The sequence below is a fragment of the Acinetobacter sp. SWBY1 genome (assembly GCF_002946595.1).
Taxonomy (GTDB): domain Bacteria; phylum Pseudomonadota; class Gammaproteobacteria; order Pseudomonadales; family Moraxellaceae; genus Acinetobacter; species Acinetobacter towneri.
This window is the reverse complement of the sequence record NZ_CP026616.1, coordinates 1,038,624-1,060,856: the sequence shown is the minus strand read 5'-3', so window position 1 is coordinate 1,060,856 and position 22,233 is coordinate 1,038,624. Positions and strand designations below refer to the sequence as shown.

Annotated in this window: 6 protein-coding genes, 1 tRNA gene, 4 pseudogenes and 1 other annotated feature; of the genes and pseudogenes, 9 read left to right on the top strand and 2 right to left on the bottom strand. The window is 42.2% G+C overall.

Annotated elements, in window-relative coordinates; genetic code table 11:
- Positions 1-16: 16 nt before the first annotated feature.
- From C3Y93_RS05120 to C3Y93_RS05090, 6 genes and pseudogenes are all read left to right on the top strand, one after another.
- Positions 17-2,050 (top strand): NADPH-dependent 2,4-dienoyl-CoA reductase, encoded by a 2,034-nt coding sequence (locus C3Y93_RS05120; RefSeq protein WP_104852289.1) that lies wholly within the window; start codon positions 17-19, stop codon positions 2,048-2,050.
- 129 nt (positions 2,051-2,179) lie between these two features.
- Positions 2,180-2,269 (top strand) — tRNA-Ser (locus C3Y93_RS05115).
- Between the two features lie 685 nt (positions 2,270-2,954).
- A pseudogene (locus tag C3Y93_RS05105) lies at positions 2,955-4,174 on the top strand (IS3 family transposase).
- Positions 3,230-3,346: a sequence feature (AL1L pseudoknot), on the top strand. (Overlaps the previous pseudogene by 117 nt.)
- 41 nt (positions 4,175-4,215) lie before the next feature.
- Positions 4,216-4,350: pseudogene (locus C3Y93_RS05100) on the top strand (acetyl-CoA C-acyltransferase); the annotation flags it as partial.
- A 158-nt stretch (positions 4,351-4,508) separates the two neighbouring features.
- Positions 4,509-6,218, top strand: a complete 1,710-nt coding sequence (locus tag C3Y93_RS05095; RefSeq protein ID WP_158660390.1) for a ShlB/FhaC/HecB family hemolysin secretion/activation protein — start codon at positions 4,509-4,511, stop codon at positions 6,216-6,218.
- A gap of 12 nt (positions 6,219-6,230) precedes the next feature.
- Positions 6,231-15,206 (top strand): hemagglutinin repeat-containing protein, encoded by an 8,976-nt coding sequence (locus C3Y93_RS05090; RefSeq protein ID WP_104852287.1) that lies wholly within the window; start codon positions 6,231-6,233, stop codon positions 15,204-15,206.
- Positions 15,207-15,314: 108 nt separating this feature from the next.
- Here the strand turns inward: C3Y93_RS05090 and C3Y93_RS14430 are convergent.
- Positions 15,315-15,439, bottom strand: a pseudogene (locus tag C3Y93_RS14430) (transcriptional regulator); the annotation flags it as partial.
- A 115-nt stretch (positions 15,440-15,554) separates the two neighbouring features.
- On the bottom strand, positions 15,555-16,487 hold the full coding sequence (locus C3Y93_RS05085; RefSeq protein WP_004812228.1) for an IS5-like element ISAha3 family transposase: 933 nt from the start codon (positions 16,485-16,487) through the stop codon (positions 15,555-15,557).
- A gap of 59 nt (positions 16,488-16,546) precedes the next feature.
- Between C3Y93_RS05085 and C3Y93_RS05080 the strand changes: the two are divergent.
- The 3 genes and pseudogenes from C3Y93_RS05080 to purL form a co-directional block, all read left to right on the top strand.
- Positions 16,547-17,098 (top strand): annotated as a pseudogene (locus tag C3Y93_RS05080) (type VI secretion system-associated protein TagF); the annotation flags it as partial.
- A gap of 2 nt (positions 17,099-17,100) precedes the next feature.
- Positions 17,101-17,868 carry an OmpA family protein gene (locus tag C3Y93_RS05075; RefSeq protein WP_104852286.1) on the top strand — a complete coding sequence of 256 codons (768 nt, stop codon included), beginning with the start codon at positions 17,101-17,103 and terminating at the stop codon, positions 17,866-17,868.
- Positions 17,869-18,201: 333 nt separating this feature from the next.
- Positions 18,202-22,038, top strand: coding sequence for a phosphoribosylformylglycinamidine synthase (gene purL, locus C3Y93_RS05070; protein ID WP_104852285.1), 3,837 nt, complete (start codon positions 18,202-18,204; stop codon positions 22,036-22,038).
- Positions 22,039-22,233: the final 195 nt, after the last annotated feature.

Genomic DNA, 22,233 nt, shown 5'->3' with positions numbered 1-22,233 from the left:
TATATAAGGATTCATCATGACAACTCGCTATGCAAATATTCTAAAACCATTACATTTAGGATTTACCACCATCAAAAACCGTGTCGTGATGGGTTCGATGCACACGGGCTTGGAAGATCGCTTTTATAATTATCCAAAGCTTGCAGCTTATTTTGGTGAACGTGCCAAAGGTGGTGTGGGCTTGATTATCACAGGGGGTATTTCACCTAACCGTCAAGGCTGGTTATTGCCTGCAGGTGGCACCATGAATACCCTGGGTGATGTTGCACCGCATCGACTAGTGACACACGCGGTACATAAGCACGGTGCCAAAATTTTAATGCAAATTCTGCATGCAGGGCGCTACGGCTACCAACCCTTTGTGGTTTCTGCAAGTCCAATCAAGTCACCAATTTCACCATTTAAACCCCGTAAAATGAGTGAAAGACAAATTTTAAATACCATTCAGGACTACGCCAAAACTGCCAATTTAGCCAAAATGGCGGGCTATGATGGTGTAGAAATTATGGGCTCTGAAGGCTATTTGCTGAATCAGTTTTTAAGCCGTCATGTCAATCAGCGTGAAGATCAGTGGGGCGGTTCGATTGAAAACCGTATGCGTTTTGCTTTAGAAGTGGTAAAAGCCATTCGTGCCGAAGTTGGTGAGAAGTTTATTATCTGCTTCCGTTTGTCGATGCTTGATTTAGTACATGATGGTAACACCATGCAGGAAGTGATTACAGTTGCCCAAGCGTTAGAGCAGGCAGGGGTGAACTTGCTCAATACCGGTATTGGCTGGCATGAAGCACGTATTCCAACTATTGTGACATCTGTACCGCGTGCTGCTTTTGTGGATTACACAGCCGAGGTGAAAAAGCATGTTGAAATTCCTGTGATTGCCTCTAACCGTATTAATATGCCTGATACAGCAGAAGAAATTTTGGCAGCAGGTAAGGCGGATATGATTCAAATGGCACGCCCATTATTGGCAGATGCGTTTTGGGTCAATAAAACTGCAACCAATCGTGTCAATGAAATTAATACCTGTATTGCTTGTAACCAAGCGTGTTTGGATCATACTTTTAAAAATCAACGTGCGACCTGTCTCGTCAATCCACGTGCAGCTTATGAAACTGAATTGGTCTATGAAAAAACCAAACAGCCAAAACGTATTGCAGTAGTCGGTGGTGGTGTTGCGGGAATGTCTGCAGCTACAGTTGCTGCTAGCCGTGGGCATCAAGTGACTTTGTTTGAAGCAAGCAATGAAGTGGGCGGACAATTCAACTTGGCGAAAGTTGTGCCAGGGAAAGAAGAATTTCACGAAACCATTCGCTACTTTAAAGTACAAATTGAAAAAACTGGGGTTGATTTACGTTTAAATACCAAAGTGAATCGTGAACAACTAGAACGTGAAGGTTTTGATGAAGTTGTAATTGCAACAGGTGTGGTACCACGCGCCTTAAAAATTGAAGGGAGCGATGCACCACAAGTATTGTCTTATGCTGAAGTATTGCGTGGCGCACCGGTTGGTCAAAAAGTTGCTGTCATTGGTGCGGGCGGTATTGGTTTTGATGTATCCGAGTTTTTATTAAAACCTGAAAATCAGCCACAACCGCAACCATTAGCAGATTGGCAGCGTGAGTGGGGAGTAGATCCAAATCCTAACTATGTGACCGAAGGCGGGATGTTGGCTGCAGAAGTACATCCACCTATTCGTGAAATTTACTTATTGCAGCGTAAAACTACAGCATTAGGTGTGGGGTTGGGCAAAACATCAGGTTGGGTGCATCGTGCGCAATTGAAAAAACATGCAGTGCGTATGTTGCGTGGGGTGCAGTATAAAGCCATTAGTAACGAAGGTTTGTGGATTGAAATGGCTGGGCAATCGCAACTGTTGCGTGTAGATAGCATTGTCGTCTGTGCAGGGCAAGAATCTGTAAAAGACTTAATGCCTGCGGCAGATGAAAACACCTTGGCAAACTATCACATTATTGGCGGTGCTAAACTTGCTGCAGAGTTGGATGCAAAACGTGCTATTCGTGAAGGGGCAGCGTTGGCTGCACAACTTTAAAAAGTTTAGGTGCTATGCTGTTGTTTTGATGAAACATACAGATAATTTGGTGAAACAATATTCATTTGAATGGCTGGGTGTTATTTTTTACTTGTCATCAAATCAAAAGCTTCGTATGATTGCGCACATGGAAGCGTGGCAGAGCGGTTTAATGCACCGGTCTTGAAAACCGACGAGGGTGTGAGTCCTCCGTGAGTTCGAATCTCACCGCTTCCGCCAAATTTTAAGATAAGCCCTTGTTTTTACAAGGGCTTATTTTTGTCTGTAGTTTTACCCTTCAACTTACCCCACCCCTCATCAAATTTTGGATTGGATTGATTTCTTTTGGTAGTATTTGGAAGATTAAGGAATATAATTTAATAAGCTGTATTTAAATCCAACTATATTCTTATTCAAACATTTTTTAATTATAAATATTTTCACTCCCTATTTACTTAGCTTGCTTGACGCTCTAAATTGCGCAGATTATCCTTAACCTGCTGACTTACATCGTCAGCGGGTTTTAGCAGACCCATTTACCTAAGTACACTAAAAAGTCTAACTTTTTGGTGGGTATCCCTACGTACCCCCTCTGCGGCGGAACGGGAGGGGGGCGTCTTCTGACGTGCTGATTCTTGAGTGTCAGTCTGTCAACCCTTTCTCGTTCTGCCACCATCAATTGACAGTGATTCTGGTAAAACTCTTTCACACAAGGAGTACGCCATGCGCTTACATCAAAACCGTCTTTTATATTTCTCTTTTTTTATGTTTGTGCCCGATCTACACCACAGGGGTAATGTGACCTGATGCTGTGTATTGTGTGCATTGCTGTGTCGATCACTGAACCATACCGTGTTTGTCGGAGAGTCAATATTCTGAGATGAGAAGCATTGCTTCGCAAGACGTAGCGAAGCGTAGTGTCCCGATGACAAAATTAAAATATACCCTCGAAATTAGAGAAAGAGCGGTTCAATTATTGATTGAATCCGAAAAAGATTATCCTTCTACTTGGGCTGCAATCACAGCAATTGCGCCTAAGATTGGTTGTACTCCTGAAACACTTCGTGCTTGGCATAAAAAGCATTTAGATCAGCAAAATCCTATTAAAGTACAACAGATATCTGATCAAGAAAAAATGAAGCAAATGGAACGTGAAATTAAAGAATTAAAGCGTGCCAATGAAATTCTACGTAAAGCAGCCGCTTTTTTCGCCTAGGCGGAGCTCGACCGCCCACACAAATAATGTTGGATTTCATCCATAACAATAAAGACTTATATGGTGTTGATGCGATTTGTAGGATTTTACCGATCGCAGCTTCAACCTATTACCGAACTTTAGATCTCGCTGACAATCCAGAACATCGAGCGAAACGAGATCTACATGATGAGCATCATGCTGAACAAATTAAACGAATTTGGAAAGAAAGTTCAGGTGGATATGGTGTGCGTAAGGTCTGGCAACAATTGAAACGTGAAGGTTATGTTATCGCACGTTGTACTGTTGCTCGATTAATGAAAAAGCTAGGTATACAAGGTGTTTGGCGTGGTAAGAACGAACAAACTACCCGCAGCCGAGATGATCAAAAACGAGCAGATGATTTAGTGAAACGGAATTTTAGTGCTGATCGATCTGACCAATTATGGGTCAGTGACTTTACTTATATTCAAACCAATTATGGCTGGGTCTACACCGCCTTTATTATTGATGTGTTCTCGTGAGCAATTGTTGGATGGAAAGTATCAACACGGATGAATACAGATATGGTACTTGATGCACTGGAGCAAGCATTGCATGATCGAGGTATGCCAAAGAATGTAATTCATCATCCAGACAGAGGTGTGCAATACCTCTCTATTTGCTACACCAATCGTCTAGAAGCAGCAAATTTACGAGCGTCAGTCGGCACGACTGGTGATTCGTATGATAATGCTTTGGCTGAAACGGTAAATGGTTTATACAAAACAGAGATGATTGAATATTTAAAAGCAGATTGGCAAGGTTTAGCAGATGTACAGCTTGCGACACTAAACTGGGTAGATTGGTTCAATAAAAAGCGTGTACACAGTGCACTGGGTTATGTATCGCCTTTTGAGTTTGAAGCAATGTACTATTTTAAGATTAACCCGTTAGGTCAGGTGGCCTAACTTAAATAAAAAAGTCTCCGACAAACCCGGTACGGTTCACTCTGGCTTGTACTCGGGATTTGGGGCTAAAAGATCTCGATCCAAGGGTGAATCCTAATGGTGGGGCGATTGCTTTGGGGCATCCGCTTGGCGCATCAGGTGCTCGATTGGTGACTACGGCTTTGAATCAATTAGAGAATATGCCTACCCTTTTGTCAGCTAATCGGGTTTTCCTGAAATATACCCATTTGCAGTGATATAAAGATAAAGCATTTACAGTTAATGTCCTCTCAATAATTTGATGGAAAAATTCAGATCATGAATGAAGCCATCATTGTTCAAATTGGGGACAGCAATGAATTTTTATTCACAACCATTACTTCTTAGTGCCCTTATTCTTGGGATTATGCAAGGGGCTTACGCAGCCACACCTGAAATAGAGCTTGCTAATAAAGAAAATGAACGGATCCAACAGAATCAGCAAGACCGCTTGCGTTATGAGCAGGAACAGCTGCTTCAATCTGCCAAACCGCCTTCACGTATTGAAATTGCACCGCCCGAGTCTAAAAACATAGAAAAAGGGCCATGTTTAAATATTACCGCAATTCATGTAGAGGGAGCTGCCGTAATTGCGCAGCGTGAAATCCGCAAAGTCACACAGCCCTATGAAAATAGCTGCATAGATGCACAACGCATTGAAGAAATTATGGGGAAATTGACCGCGCTATATTTAAGCAAAGGTTATGCAGCTGCACGTTTTTATCTGCCTGAACAGGACCTGAAAGCAGGGACACTTAAGCTGCGTGTTGAGGAAGGAAAATTAAGCCAGTTACAGCTGACTGAACGCGCTAAAGGTACCATGTCATTAAAAACAGCCATTATTGGGGCTGAAGGCAAGCCGCTAAATTTAAGAGATTTAGAACAGGCACTGGATCAAATTAACAAGCTTCAATCCAACAATGCCACCATGAATATTTATCCAGGTGAGAAAACCGGTGAAAGTATTGTGGTATTTGACAATGAACCTTCAAAACGCTGGAACGGCTATTTTAGTTATGACAACAAAGGGCAGGATTCAACCGGACGCAATCAGGCGGCTTTGGGCGTAGGCATAGACAATATTTTTGGCTTGAATGATTTACTGAATCTTTCTTATAACCGTTCTTTGCCATTTAATAACAATCGTCAGGATTCATTTTCCAGCAGTGTTTTTTATGCCGTGCCATTAGGTTATCAAACCTTAAGTCTGAATGCTTCGCGTTCGGAATATGACTCAACATTACAGACTCAGTTTAACCAGCTGCATTCAAGCGGTGAGACCAATACCTATACAGTACGTTTAGATAGTTTGCTTTATAGGGGATTCAACAACCAGCTGCGAGCAAATATTGGTCTGACCCATAAAGATACGGCTGCATTTTTAGAAGACATTAAGTTGGATGTCAGTAGCCGAAAACTGTCGGTACTGGATATCGGTTTAAGTTACAGCGACATGCTTTTGACTGGTGTAGTCAATGCCAATGCCGGCTACAGCCGCGGTTTAAAACTGTTTAATGCACTAGAAGATGCAGCAGATTTGCCTGCTGAAATGCCAAAAGCGCAATTTGAAAAATTGACTTACGGTTTAAGTTATTTCAAGCCATTTCAGGCTTTAGGGCAAAATTTCAGTTTTTCTTCTAATTTTTCCGGCCAATATGCATTGGATACGCTATATGGCTCAGAGCAATATTCCATTGGCAGCCTGTACAGTGTCCGCGGCTTTAACCAAAGCTCACTCAGCGGTGACAGCGGCTACTCATTTAAAAACGATCTGAATTTGAACAAGGTCTATAGCTTAAGCAATGGTCCGCTGATTGCGCGCCATTATGTCGGTTTCGATTACGGAAAAGTGGAAAACAAAGAAAATTCCAGCCAAGTTGGGGAACTGGCGGGTGTAAGTGCAGGTACTGCGTTTAATTTCAAAAATGTTGCGCTTGAGCTGATTGTTACGCAGCCAGTCTTGAAGCCAAACTTTATGAAAAAACCAGATACGGACTTCTTCTTTTCAACCACATTCACATTTTAAGGAGATGTGGAAATGAACCATATTTATAAAACAATTTGGAATAAAACAAAAAATGCGTTTGATGTTGTAGCTGAAAATGTAAGTTCAAAAGGCAAAAAAACGGCAGGCAGCAAATCGGGTGCTGAAAATGGGACTGAACGAACAACACATTTTCTTGCGGTACTAACACCGCTGGCTGCCATGCTGTTTGTACAGTCAAGCTTGGCAGAAGTGATTGTAGGTGATACCAATACGCAAGTTCGCAATGCCAATAACGGTGTGCAAATTATTGATATCGCGACAGCCAATGCGGCCGGAATTTCGCATAACCGCTACCTAAACTATAACGTAGATAAAACTGGTCAGGTCTTAAATAACGCTGCGCAATCAGCAACCCAGCTGTCAGTCATGACTGAACTGGCTGGCAAAATCATGACCAATGCCAATTTAAATACCAGCGCCAAAGTGATTTTGAACGAAGTCACAGGCGCAAACCGTTCTGCATTAAATGGTTATATAGAAGTTGCTGGCGCCAAAGCGGATGTGATCTTGGCGAACCCATACGGGATAACCTGTTCTGGCTGCGGTTTTATTAATACAGACAGAGCGACATTAACTACAGGCACCCCAAAGTTTAGCCCTGACGGAAAAATTACCGGTTTTAACATTACACAAGGCAATATTTCTATTGCAGATAATGGTTTGAATGCCAACAGCACTGGCCTACTTCGTTTGCTGTCCAGAAACCTAAATATTGATGGACAAGTCAATGCACAACAACTGGAAGCGGTGACCGGGGCAAATGCTTATGACTATGCTACCGGTAAAGCCACAGCGATTGCAGGTACAGATGCTGCTGGGCAATATGCTATTGATTCAACCCTGTTGGGAGGTCTTTATGCAAATCGCATTAGCCTGATTTCTACTGAACAGGGTGTTGGCGTGCGTATGGCGGGTGATGCGGCTGCCAGCGCTGCAGACTTCACCTTGAGTGCCGCCGGTGATATTCAGCTGAATAATAAAATTAATGCCAAACAGGCAATTGATATACAGAACAGCTCTGCACAGCAGCAAAAATTAAATATTCAAGGCGGATTAACAGCAAACAGCATTGCAATTGGTGATGTGAATGCGCAAAAGTTCAATGTGGATGTTGCAGGTGGTACGCTATATGCTGGCAGCACGCTTGATCTTCAAAGTCAGGCATTTAACGCTAATAGTGCCAAAATTCAGGCCAAAGATGCGTTGAAATTAAATGCCAATGCAGATATTGCGTTGCAAAATACAGCTATTGATGCAGCTGACTTGCAAATGAAATCCAATGCATTCACCGCGCAGGATTCACAGCTGAAGTCGGCTCAAAATTTAAATATTCAAACCGCGCAAGACTTAAAATTTAAAAATACAGATGCAGAAGTCCAAAATAATATCGTTTTAAATACTGCCAATAGCAATATGGAACTGGCTGGTGGCAAACTGAAAGCCGGTAATGCTTTAGATCTGAAAGCTAATCAGTTGTCCTTTAGTGCACAAACCTCGGCTGCAAATACCGATATTCAGGTTCAGCAGTTCACTCTAGATGAAAATGGTCTGATCGTCAGTCAAAACAATACAGCTATTACAGCATCTAATGCTGACCTTTTGGGCCAGCTATATAGTTCAGCAGCCAATTTAAATATTAGCGGGACCTTGAACAGCGGTAATAATACCCTTGTTTCTGTTCAGAATTTAAATACGGTAAATGCCAAAGACCTAAACTTAAAAGGTTTATGGGAAGCGGGCAATTTAACCCTAACCGCTTTAAATTCCCTGCAGCAGGCTGGTGCTGTCTATGCACAAAATAATTTGCTGCTGAATGCAAATGCTATAAATTTAACTGGCGCAGTACAGGCTGGAGCTAAACTGAATGCAAATGCAGTGCAGCAGCTGACTGTAGATAGCCAGGCAAAGCTGTTTAGCTCGGACAGCATTGAGCTTTCAGCAGATGCAATACAGCTTGATGGCTATGCAGGTGCAGAAAATTCAATCTCTGCAATTTCAGTGAATAATCTGAAAGCAGGTACTACGGCGCAGCTGGAAAGCAACGGTTCGATTGCATTACAGTCTAAAAATGCAGATATTGATTTGCAGGGCAAAACTTATGCGCAAACTCAGACGATTTCAGCCCAGAAAAACCTCAATATCGCGGCTGGTGCTTTGGTCACCACGGTAGGCGATTTAAGCATTACCGCAGATACTTTAAACAATACAGGTGCAGTAAATACACAGCAGCTCACCAAAGCCCAGCTGAAAAAATTAAATAACCAAGGCAGTCTGATTTCAGACAAATTTGAACTGAGTACGCTGGATAGCGTAAACAATAGCGGCAAACTCATTTCCAATCAGGATTTAGAGCTAAACACAGCAGCCTTGACCAACGCTCAGAATTCAATTCTTGCCGGCAACAAAAACCTGAACCTGCATATAAACGGTACAGATTTTAATAACCAGGGTACTGTTACTGCGATGGGCAGTCTGTTATTAGACGCTGCGCAAATAAATACAGTGAATAATGGTTCGCTTTCGGCTGGAAACCAGCTGACGATTGATACACAGTCACTAGGCAATGCCGGCAAATTAAATGCTTCTGCTGTTAACATCAGCGCATCTGAGGTGAATAACAGTGCAAGCATTATTGGCAGTACTTTACAAATTAATGCAGCTAAAAAAGCAGACAGTAATATCATCAATAGCGGAGAAATCTATGCAGCGAATCAAGCAGATTTAACCGTATCAGATAAGATTGACAACACGGGCTATATTTACACGGTAAATAATCAAAATGCTGGCGCCGTGAATTTAACCGCACAGCAGCTGTTAAATGGCAATAAAGGAATTATCAGTACCAATAATCTGCTGTTAAAGACAGATGAAATTGTCAATGCTGGACAAATTTCTGCAGATTCGGCAGTGATTGAAGGCAAGACTTCTTTGCAAACAACATTGACCAATACCGGGAAAGCATTATCTAATACCGGTATATATCTTTATAACTCGTTAAATGCAAAAAACTTGAGTAGTTTGAATAACTCAGGTGATGTTTATGTGAATTTAAACGCTTCAGACAGTCTGTCTGAAATTTCGGTAGCAGACCTGATAAACAATTCAGGTGCATATTTATATTTGGGCAATAACGCAAGTTTTAACCAGACAGGTTTAGTTTCAAAAAATGCCGGTGAAATTTATGTTCAAGGAAATGGCTCGGTACCACTAAAAACCTCAATCAACTTTACAAAATTAGATAATAGTGGTGGTACGCTCAATGTTGATGCTGCGACACTGAATTTTTCGAATAATTATCAGCATACCGGTAAGCTGAATGCGATGAACAGTGCAGCTGTCAATGCCAAAGCAGAGTTTACCAACAGCAGTACTGGAGACGTGAACCTGTATGATTCTGATCTGAATGCAAATAGCTTAACCAATAACAATCAGATCAAAACCTCGGGTGTGTCTAAAATTGCAGCCGAAACCAAGCTGGTAAATAACAAGCTGATTCATTCTGCCGGTTCCTTGTTTATTGATACGGCAGCTTTAACCAATGCTGCAAAGTCAGGCATTATTTCTTTAAATAATTTGTTGATCAATACTCAACGCAGTGATGTAAATACCATCACCAACTTTGGTGATGTTTATGCTGCTGCATATCTGGTGCTGGGTAATGAAAACAGCAAGAAAACCAATGTTTATAATAAAATGAACAGTAATCAGTCTCAGGTTTCTGGTGGCAATTTGCAGGCTGGAAATGGGATAGAAGTTTACGGACATGATTTTGAAAATAATTATAATGTTTTAGTCAATAATGGCGATATTAATTTAGCGCTGAGCGGAAAGTTCTTGAATGAACGGACCTATTATGGCGATAAAATTAATATTACTGAAACGTGGAACACACCGAAGATGTACCTAACCAGTGATAATGACTGGGGCCATGAATCTTTTAATGATAGTGCGAGCAATACAGTTATTTATACCACTCAAGTTGCAATTAAAGGCGGCGGTGATGATGGTGTGCAAGCCAGTGTAGTGACGGAGACCTGGAAAAAGAGCACAGATGTGAAGGCCGGTACTGAAACTAACTATGACACAATCAAAAACTACCTAAATGGAGATATAGGCCAAGCCAAAATCGGTGCAAATAACGGTAATATTACTATTAACTATGTAGATGATTCGAAAAACATAGGCGGTAAAATTTATGCCGCGGGTAATGGCGCTGGAATGGTTAATATAGATGGACCTAATAATTTTACCAATCAATCCATTGATTTATACCGTGACAAATTGTTTGAGTTAAAATATTTATTGTTAACTGATCATAGCAACAGGGCTGGAGCAGTTGTTTCATTAGATTCAAAAAATCCAGGCACAATTCAATTAAGCAATATTGATGATGATGGTGATTTCAATCGCTCAAATAATTATATTGATGCAATAAAGAATCTATCAGGGATTTATTATTCTTATCGTGATACCAATATGGATAAGTACACGACTGTGACGGATAGATCAGGGGATAAGTATACGGTTACTTATAATGTCAAAAATGTAATTGATGCGATTCGGAATAAGGTCAAATCTGATGGCTATAAAGCATTGGTTCCTCAAAATGTGCAAAGTAATACAGCGCAGTCTAAGGCAACAGTTACGGGTAACACGGTTCTTATAAAAGCAAAAAACCTGACCAATGAATCTGAAAGCAATCTTAATCATTTGGCTTTAAATAATGATAAGAAATTATGTGAAAATCTCGGTTTGACATGTCAAATAGACAAGCCGGCGGAAGATAAAAAAGAAAATGCTGATGCGCCGCAAGACGGAACGGATGTTGAAACGCCTAAAAAACAAGTGGACACTACAAAGTATACAGAAGATGTACGTATACAGGCTGTGAATCCTATTTCTCAATCACCTGCTGTCAATTTATCATTGCCAGTTTCCGACTATGGTCAGTACATCATCACCAAAAATCCAAATTCAAAATATTTAGTCGAATCGAACCCGTTATATGGGGAAAATTCAAATGTCATCGGTTCAGATTATCTTCAGGAAAAATTGGGCATTAATCCAGACCAGCTGATGAAACGCCTGGGCGATAATGGCTATGAAATGAATCTGGTGCAGCAGCAGCTGATTTCATCATTAGGTACAGCCGTACTTTATGCCAACAGCTCTATGGCCGACCAAATGCAAAAACTATTTGATCAGGCATCTGACCAGAAATCTACTTTAGGTTTGAAATATGGTACAGCTTTAACGCCAGAGCAAATCGGCAACTTGAAACAAGACATCGTTTGGATGGTAGCAACTGAAGTCGCTGGTCAAAAAGTATTGGTACCGCAGGTTTATCTCAGCAAGGCGACTGTGGACAGTATCAGTACTTCAGGTGCAGTGATTGAAGGTAAAACTCTGACCTATTTAGATGTTGAATCTTTAGACAATAAAAATGCGGCCATTCGCGGCGGCACTGTGGTTGTGGATGCCAAAAAGGATATCAACAATATTGGTGCGCAGATTAAAGGTGGCAATGTATTCCTAACTTCTAAAGAAGGTTCAATCAACAATATTACCGAAGTGCAAACTTCTGGTAGTGATTCAGACCGTAAAACGTCAATTGGTGCAGTATCCGGTATTGTCAGTGATGGTGCACTGGTTATGGACGCAGCAAAAGATATCAATAATATTGGTGCCAAGCTGAAGGCTGGTGAAACACTGGCGCTGAAGGCTGGCGAAAATATTAATATCCTGTCTATTCAGGATGCCGAAGCTTCTTCAAAAAGTATTAAAAATGGCCGCAGTTCGACCAGTTCAGTCACTAACATGGGCTCGGTGTTAGAAGCGGGCGGCAATATGGTTATGGAAAGCGGTAAAGATACGACCATTAAAGGCAGTGATGTTACGGCTGGTGGTTTAATGTATGTGAAAACTGGCGGTGACTTTAAATTGCTGGCAGATCAGGATACAACTGAAACCAAAACTTCAACATCGCGTTCAGGCTTAGGTGTCGGCGGTGGTATTTGGGGTAAAGAAACTGTTGAAACAACAGATTTCAAAGGCACCAATAAAGCCAGTAATCTGAGCGTGGGCAGTCTCATTGTCGACTCGGAAGGCAAGGCGATTATTGAAGGTTCAAATATTGGCATACGTGACAAAGCCAGCACCAGCCTAATTCGAGGAAAAGCCGGTGTGGATATTCTGGATGGTAAAGATGAAGAACGCCATGAGAAAACCACGACGACCCAGACATATTTGAAGTCTACTAAAGGTAGTTCAAGCAATAATGAACCAATTTATGGGGCTGCTGCGGATAATATTCAAAAAGATAAAAAAGGCAATTTCGACGGCAATACAACGCAGAATATGTATGGTGAATCTACGCAAGATGAACCAAATGCCCAAGCTGAGGCCAGTGCAAGCGCGAAAAAAACCAAACTTTCTGTAAATGCGCAAGCAGGTGTTTCAGCATCGGCTAAAGGCGAAGCTGCACTGAAAATTTCAGAAACTACGAAAACTGTAGAAAAAAGCGGTTCTAGCACCAGTGTTGCATCTAATATTGTATCGGCAGGCAATTTAGCCATCATGTCTGACAACACCGTGAATGTCATAGGCTCAAATGTTGATGTGGATGGTAAACTGGCAATTTCTGCTAAAGATTTGCTGGTCGAAGCTGGCAAAAATACCAGCTATGCTTCGCGTGATGTGAAACGTACTTCTGTAGGTATTTTTGCAGAAGGAGATGCTAGTGCTCAAGCAGGAGCACAAGCCGGTGGCAAGGTGGGTGTCAATGGTGCATCCTTGGGTGTCAATGCAGGCGCCAGCGCGCAAGCCAACTCGACTGTTACCTTTGGCGCGAAGACGGAACATCAGAATGAAACCATGAACAGCTTGACACATACCAATTCAAGCCTGAAATCTGGTTCAGATATGCTCATCAAGGTGACAGATACAGCAACTTTTCAGGGTGCTGATGTGCAGGCTGGACAATGGGATAAAGATGGTAATCCTGCGGGTGCTCCTGCAGCTTTAAGAATTGAGGCCAAAAACATTAAAAACCTGGCTGTACAGGATACCTATAGCGAAACCAGTAGCAGTTCAAGCAAATTGGCCGGGATTTATCTCAGCGGCAGTGTCTCGGCTCAAGCCGGCGCACAGGCTGGTGCTTCGGCAGATGCAACCAACATCAATCCGCTCAGCGCAGGCGCATCTGCATCGGCAGGCGTATCTGCAGAAGCAGGTGCAGGTTTAAGAACGGCCATTGAAAACAATGAGCAGTCCTATGATACCGTGACGAATAAAGGGAATAACTTTAAAGCGAGCGGCAGTTTTGTTCGTATTGCTGAAAATGAAATTCTGGACCAGGCGACTCAAGTCAATGCTGGCAGCATATATCAAAGTGCAGCAACCATTAAAGATGAAGCTGTACATGACAGCCAGACATTCCACAGTAGCAGCCAGTCGCATGAGGCTCGACTAGGCTTGTATGCTGAGGCCGGGGCGAGTGCGAATGTTTCAGCGCAAGCGAGCTTAGGTGCTACAGCGTCTACTAGCACGGGTAATCAATCCAGCGGTGCAAGAGAGTCAAGCGCCTCATCTGGTACCAAAAGTACTAAAGTGGCAGCAGGTGTTTCTGCGCAATACAGTATGGAGTCGTCGAAAGTTGATAGCAAAGATACGCAGGCAAGAAGTTCGTCATTTACATCAAGTGGAAATATCACCTCAATTTCCAGCGGTGAAACACAGCTAAACGGCACGCAGTTTAATTCTACTGGCGGCGACATCAATTTAGAGGCATCTAAACTGACTTATAACGCTGTGCATGACACGCATGAATCCAGTTCTACGAGCCGTAATGTCGATGTCAATGTGAAAGTGGGTATGGATTTAAAAGGTGTGCCAGATATAGAGCTGGGCGCTGAATATGGTCAAAACAAAAGCAATGCCAAGTCATCTACGGCAGTTGTCGGTGGCCTAAATGCAGCTGGAAATATTACGGTCAGAGCAAACGAAGCAAATTTTGAAGGCACGGCATTAACGGGTAACAATGTCTCTGTTCAGGCGAACAGCACGACATTTACCTCTGCCGAGAGCACCAGCACCAGCAATTCAACCGGTTTTGGTGTTGGGGTAGGTTTTGAAAATGCGCAAAAGAGTACGAAAGCTAGGGAAAATGTAAAACGGGAAGTGACGAAAGCTGATGGCAATACAGTAACTGATACCACCCATAAATCAGGCGGTGTTTCTGCCAATTTTGACATTGCTAAATCAAATTCTACAACCTATACCGGCTCTGAAATTACGGCTAATCGTTTTGAGGTCAGTGCACCAGGGCCTGCGACTGCACCGCTGACATTAAATGAGGCAGGAGCAAGCCCAGTGAGTCTGGCGTCTGCTTCACAGTTAGTTTCTGCACCGGAACTGGCCAGAAATGCAGATGGTAAAGCCATTATCCATAATGGCGCACCAGTGATTATTGCCAAGCAAACTGAAGTGAATATACCGGCTATAGAATCTTCGAATGACAATGCGCTTCTAGGTGCCCCTGTCACGGTCCAGCCAGCGGCTTCTGGGGATGCAGCTTCATCTAAGCCGACATTAAGCATGGAAAATGTCAAATTTAAGTCTGTGGGCAGTGATGGTAAAGCGGTTGAAGATAATTCGATTAATAAAACGAACACTTCTGCGGTTCAGGTGACATCGACGACCAAGAAAGACAGCAAATCTGGCTTTGAATTAGGCGGAGAAGGTAGTGCCGACTCGAGTGACCTGCGTCAGATTAAAGACAACAGGAATGCATATTCAGGGACAAGAACGCGAGGGACTGTTCGTCAAGCGACTGAAACTTTAACGCAGAATGACACGCATGGCACAGAAAAGCTCAATCAAAACTCTACACATAGAAATGTTGCAGATGCGGTAATGAATAAAGCTGGGCAGCTCAGAGATTTGTTAAGACCTACGACTACACCTTAAAGCTTTGTATTAAATGGTGCAGATTTTCTGCACCATTTTTTATATCGGTTATAAGAATAGATATTATGAATGTCACCGATTTTATTCATCATATTCTGTAAATATTTCTTAAATTTCATTCCATTGGGGCAAGTTAAACTTTTTTTATTCACTTCGAATTTTAAACCTACGCCATCAAGCACACGTTCAAATATGTCAAATGAACCTGTAAAACGGCCATTCTCCATCTCAGTATTGGGGCAGTTGGTATGTATTATGAAACAGACCTTAAATGCTGAAACTTATTATATTATTAAGGCTTTGTTGCATAAACATTCAAAAGCTGAGTTCTCCCCAATCCATTCAAATTTAAGACACAACTTGGGTGCGAGGTCTACCTAATTCCGTAAATCTATTCAGAACTGCCACACGCGCATGAATTTCATTGACCTGACTTTGAAAATGTCTTGCCGTCAGCCTATCACCTAATAATTTGATGCAATGCATCTTGGTTTCCACCAAACTACGACGGTGATAACCCGACCATTTTTTCCATAGGGTTCTACCTAAATGTTTAACCGTTTGAAGTAACTCATTTCGTTCTATTGAACTTATTTTAGAATCTTTCCAGGGCTTGGCATTCTTTCTGGGTGGAATTACTGCATGTGCTTGACGATCTGAAATCACTTTTCTGCAGCACTTCGTGTCGTACGCGCCATCGGTATAGACAGAATCTATTCGCTCATCTAGTGGAATTTGATCCAGTAAATCACCTAGTACTTGTGAATCACTGACATTATTTGTAGTAAGCTGAACGGCACGTATTTGCAGTGTTTCAGCATCTATACCAATATGCAGTTTACGCCATTGCCGACGGTATTCAGGCTGATGTTTTTTACGCTTCCATTCGCCTTCACCTAAAAACTTTAAACCCGTAGAGTCGACAAGTAGGTGTAACCCATCATGACTTTTCTGATAGCTTATCGCAATATCAATATGCTTTTGTCGTCTACAAAGGGTGGAGTAATCTGGTGCTGTCCAATTCAAGCCACAGAGTTTAATCAGGCTTTGAACAAAGCCAGTAACCATACGTAAAGAAAGACGGAATAGAGATTTGATCATTAAACAGCATTGAATCGCTGTATCGGAATAAGTTTGATTTCGTCCTTGCTTGCCTTGTGGTTGTGCATACCATTGCGTCTTAGGATCAAACCAGATTGAAATATTTCCTCGCTTGATTAAAGCTTGGTTATACGAGGACCAATTGGTTGTACGATAGATTTTAGGTGTAGGCTTCTTCATCTGGAAATTATATTACTGAAGAAGCCTTCAAGAATAGCTTTGTGCAACAAAGCCCATTTGAACTGTTGAATCAATTGCCGAATAGGGTTCAACTTTTGAGTGCAGAAGAATACCAAGACTTTTATGAAAAACACAGCACGCATTCATTGGCACAATTAATGAAAATCAGTGTCAATGACTTGGCTCAGAGTATGATTGGGTTGGGACTTTTACTGCAACCCGTCCTCAAAAATGGCACTCGTCGTTTAAACAAAGTGATGATTTTACCGCTGAATCATCCGCGATATTGCTTTGAAATCGCAGCATTTTGGATGGGCATGATCGGGCGGTTTTTAGGCGCGCATCATACTGAAATTTTGCTGGGGATACTACATTTTGAGGCACCCATTTTGATCATTGATTTTCAGGGGGCTGATGTCATGACGCTGCGCGATCTATTTATTCAAAATATGCAGGGTGAACATTGGGTTTCTTTAATTCAAGCCACTTGGATTGATGCTTATTTAGAACAAAATGCAGGTCTTGCAACATTGGAACAATTACTTTGTCAGCGGCAGTTAAATCTTAACCAAGCCTTGAAGCTGTTTAGGCAAACTTTTTTAGATAAATAAATATGAAAAATAATCAAAAACGTATTCGCGTAAGTCTACTTATTGGCTTGTGTTTTTTAATCCAAAGTCATTTGATCTATGCAGCGCCCATTGTTATAGAAGGTGTGGTGCCAAACGAAGCAAGTAAACAAGCCATTTTGGCGAAAATGCAAGCTGTGTATGGTGAATCGCAGGTGTTAGATAAAATTCAAGTCCGTGCAGTTGCTGCACCGAATGGTTGGGATGATTCAGTCACTCGTATGATTACAGCAGAGTTAAAAAAGATTTCTCAAGGGCAGTTACGTGTGAAAGGGACTCAAATTGATTTGATAGGAAAGGTGAGTGCTGCTCATCAAATTCAAGCTACGACAGCAAACTTTCAGGCTTTGGTACAGCAGCCTTATCGTTTAAACACGCAGCTTTCAGGGAATCAGTATGAACAAAAGATGCTGGATGCTACGCTCAAAAACAGGATTATTGAGTTTGAATCGGGTAGTGCGATTTTAACTGATGCAGGTCAAAAAATTCTGGATGAAATGGTTGTGGCATTGAAGCAAGTTGGCACCAAAAAAGTGAAAATTGTTGGACATACAGACAGTTCGGGCGACGCGCATAAAAATATAGTGTTAAGCCAATCACGTGCAGAAGTGGTAAAAAATTACTTGGTCGATAAAGGTATTACGGCAACGCATTTAAGCACCGAAGGTCAAGGTTCTAATCAGCCTGTCGCAGACAATACAACGCCACAAGGACGTAAGAAAAATCGACGTATTGAATTTGAGGTGCTTTGATTAGTTGATATTGAGCAAGGCGGAAGTTGAGCGTCATGTCCTGATTTTGAGAGCATCTGCGTTTAAATAGATATGGCATAGAAAATAAAAACAGCATCAATCATTCAGTAATTTGCACAGTGAGAGTGCTTTGTGCAATTTAAAGCGCGAATCTAGAATACATTGATCTGAAATAGAGTCTTTAAAGCAACATTCGGAAGTTTTACTGCCGAAACGCGCCAAGAAAACCATTTTCCATCTAGCTGATTATGGCATTTCACAGTAGAATATGCGCTCTCTTCAAGTCACATTGTGGCATGGTCCAAAAGATCAGCCCGTGGAGCCAAAATCAGCATGTTTATCGTTGCCGGTGCACCTGCACATTCATCTTTTAAGAAAACTCAACTCTTAAACCGTTTAGCGTCAATGAGTTCTGTTCAATCTTTCGATAGCCAATGGGTTTATTTATTTGACCGAGCGCTCGACGAGCAACAACAGCAATCTGCTTTACAGCTTTTAAACGATGGTGCATCTTTTGAATTACGCCAAGCTGCAAGTGATGAAGTTCAAATTTTAGTGACACCACGTGTGGGCACAATTTCTCCTTGGTCATCAAAAGCAACCGATATTTTTGCCAACTGTAATACGCCTGTACACCGCCTAGAACGCGGTGTTTTGTTTACCTTAAAAGGTATTGCAGACGTTTCAAACGAAGTAAAACAAGTATTGCATGACCGTATGACCGAAAGTGTGTTTAACCACATTGATGATGCAGCAGCGTTATTTGTTGAAACTGAACCAAAGCCTTTAAATAGCATTGATATTTTGGGTGAAGGCAAAGCGGCATTGGTAAAAGCCAACAGTGAGTTTGGTTTTGCCTTATCTGATGAAGAAATTGACTATTTAACTGAAGCATTTATCAAGTTAGGCCGTAATCCGCATGACATCGAATTGATGATGTTTGCACAAGCCAACTCTGAGCACTGCCGTCACAAAATCTTTGGTTCTGAATGGACAATTGATGGCGAAGTACAGCCATTATCATTGTTCCAAATGATCAAAAATACTTATAAAGAATCACCAACAGACGTATTGTCGGCTTACAAAGACAACGCTTCGGTGATTGTTGGTTTTGATACGCAGCGTTTCTATCCGAAAAAAGATGCTGCAACAGGTCACTACGTTTATAAATATAAGAGCCAAGCTGCCCACATTCTTATGAAAGTGGAAACACACAACCACCCAACTGCAATTGCACCATTTGCAGGTGCTGCGACAGGTTCGGGTGGTGAAATCCGTGATGAAGGCGCGACAGGTCGTGGTGGTAAACCAAAAGCAGGTTTAACAGGCTTTACAGTATCGAATTTAAATATTCCTGGTTTTGAACAGCCTTGGGAAGAAAACTATGGCAAGCCTTCACGTATGGCATCGCCATTACAAATTATGATTGAAGGCCCATTGGGCGGTGCAGCGTTTAACAACGAATTTGGTCGTCCTGCGTTAAATGGTTACTTCCGTACTTTCGAGCAAAACGTGAATGGTGAAGTAAAAGGCTTCCATAAACCAATCATGATTGCAGGTGGTTACGGCAACATTCGTCCAGACCATGTCGAAAAAGACCCAATTCAGCCAGGCGATTTATTAATCGTTTTAGGCGGCCCTGCGATGTTGATCGGTTTAGGCGGTGGCGCTGCATCTTCTGTAGATAGCGGAACCATGGGTGAAAATCTTGACTTCGCTTCAGTACAACGTGAAAACCCAGAAATGGAACGCCGTTGCCAAGAAGTGATTGATACATGCTGGCGTTTGGAAGATGCTAACCCAATCGTATCAGTGCATGACGTGGGTGCAGGTGGTATTTCGAACGCAATGCCTGAGTTGGTGAATGATCACGAACTAGGTGCTGTACTTGATTTGCGTAAGATTCCATCTTTAGAACCAGGCATGTCACCAATGGAAATTTGGTCAAACGAAGCGCAAGAGCGTTATGTATTGGCCATCCGTCCAAGTTCTTTAGAATTATTTGAATCAATCTGTGCGCGTGAGCGTTGTCCGTTTGCAGTATTGGGTGAAGCGACAGAAGCGCGTCATTTAACGGTTGAAGATCCACTGTTCAATAACAAAGCTGTAGATATGCCAATGCAGGTCTTGTTAGGTGGTACGCCACGCATGAGCCGTTCTTATGAAAGCATTGAGCGTCAAGGTGATGATTTTGATGCAGCTCAAGTTACTGATCTGAAAGATGCGATTTACCGTGTCATCAAGAATCCAACTGTTGCTTCTAAATCATTCCTAATCACGATTGGTGACCGTTCAATTACAGGTATGGTTGCACGTGATCAGTTGGTTGGCCCATGGCAGGTGCCTGTTGCAGATGCAGCAGTAACCACTACCAGCTTGCAAGGCTTTACAGGTGAAGCAATGGCGATGGGTGAACGTCCACCTGTAGCTTTATTAAACCCTGCAGCATCTGCGCGTTTGGCAGTGGCAGAATCTATTTCCAATATCATGTCAGCCAAAATTGACCAGATCAGCGACATTAAATTATCTGCAAACTGGATGGCAGCAGCAGGTCAAAAAGGCGAAGACCAAGCTTTGTTTGAAGGTGTAAAAGCCATTGGTATGGAAATGTGTCCTGCGCTAGGAATTGCAATTCCAGTAGGTAAAGACTCATTGTCTATGCGTACCACTTGGAATGACGAAGGTGTTGATAAATCTGTAACTTCACCAATGTCAGGTGTAATTACTGCATTTGCACCAGTGACCGATGTACGTAAAACACTAACCCCTGAATTGAAAAATACCGATTCAGTATTGGTACGTATTGACTTGTCTAAAGGTCAGTTCCGTTTAGGCGGTTCAATTTTAGCGCAAGTGTATAAAGCTATTGGTTCAGTAACACCAGATGTCGATAACTTTGACGAATTCAAAGCATTCTTTGCTTTGGTACAAGACTGGAATAACCGTGGCTTGATTCAAGCTTATCACGACATTGGTGATGGTGGTTTATTGGCAACTGTAACAGAAATGATGTTCGCTTCACGTTTAGGTGTGGCGTTAGAAGATCAATCGGTTGCGGCATTGTTTGCGGAAGAAATTGGTGCAGTACTACAAATTTCTAAAGCAGATTGGGCTGAGTTAGCTACTGAAGTTGCTGCATCTACTCTGAAAGATGCAATTTCGGTAGTCGGTACAGTCAATAACACAGATCAACTTGCTGTAAATGGCTTGGTGCTTGAACGTGCTGACTTGCAAACGGCTTGGAGTGAAGTATCTCACCAAATCCAGCGTTTACGTGACAACTCAGAAACTGCTGATCAAGAATTTGCCTTGATTACAGATAAGAACCACAAAGGTTTGATTGCTCAACCGACATTCGACTTAAATGAGCCAGTTGAAGCGCCGTACATCAATACACGTCGTCCTAATATGGTGATTTTACGTGAACAGGGTGTAAACGGTCATGTAGAAATGGCGGCAGCATTTGACAAAGTCGGCTTTAACACCGTTGACGTACACATGAGCGACTTGCTTGCAGGACGTGTCGATTTAGACGACTTTGAAGGCTTAGTGGCGTGTGGTGGTTTCTCTTACGGTGACGTCTTAGGTGCGGGCGGTGGCTGGGCAAAGTCAGTCTTGTTTAACCCGAAATTACGTGACCAGTTTGAGAAATTCTTTAACCGTCAAGAAACATTCTCACTGGGTATCTGTAACGGTTGTCAAATGTTGTCACAATTAGCACCACTCATTCCAGGTGCAGAAGCGTGGCCACGTTTCCATCGTAATACCTCAGAAGTGTTTGAAGCGCGTAGCGTTAATGTACGCGTGGAAAAATCGAATTCTGTATTATTGCAAGATATGGAAGGCTCGATTTTACCAATCGCGGTGGCGCATGGCGAAGGTCGTGTCGTTGCACCTGAAGCTAATTTGGCAGCCTTAAATGCAGGTAACCAAGTGATTTTACGTTATGTCGATAGCCACGGAAATGCGACTCAACATTATCCAATGAACCCGAATGGTTCGCCAGAAGGTATTTCAGGCGTAACTTCAAAAGATGGTCGTGCAACAATTATGATGCCGCACCCTGAACGTAATTTCCGTGCGCTTCAACATTCTTGGAAACCTGAAGAATGGACTGAAGATGGTGCATGGTTACGTATGTTCCGCAATGCGCGTAGATTTATTGGTTAAGCTTTCACTCGCTTAATCTTTAGCAGTCAGCCACCGGAAGGTGGCTGATTTTTTTATGCCAACTTACGAGCTTATATAAATCTGTATACTTCTCTCAAAAAACGTTGGATTGCTGTCTAACAATTCTGCATCCATAACAACTAGCATAGTCATCCTAGACAACTCAAGCTATCATAAACAAGCAAACACACATGG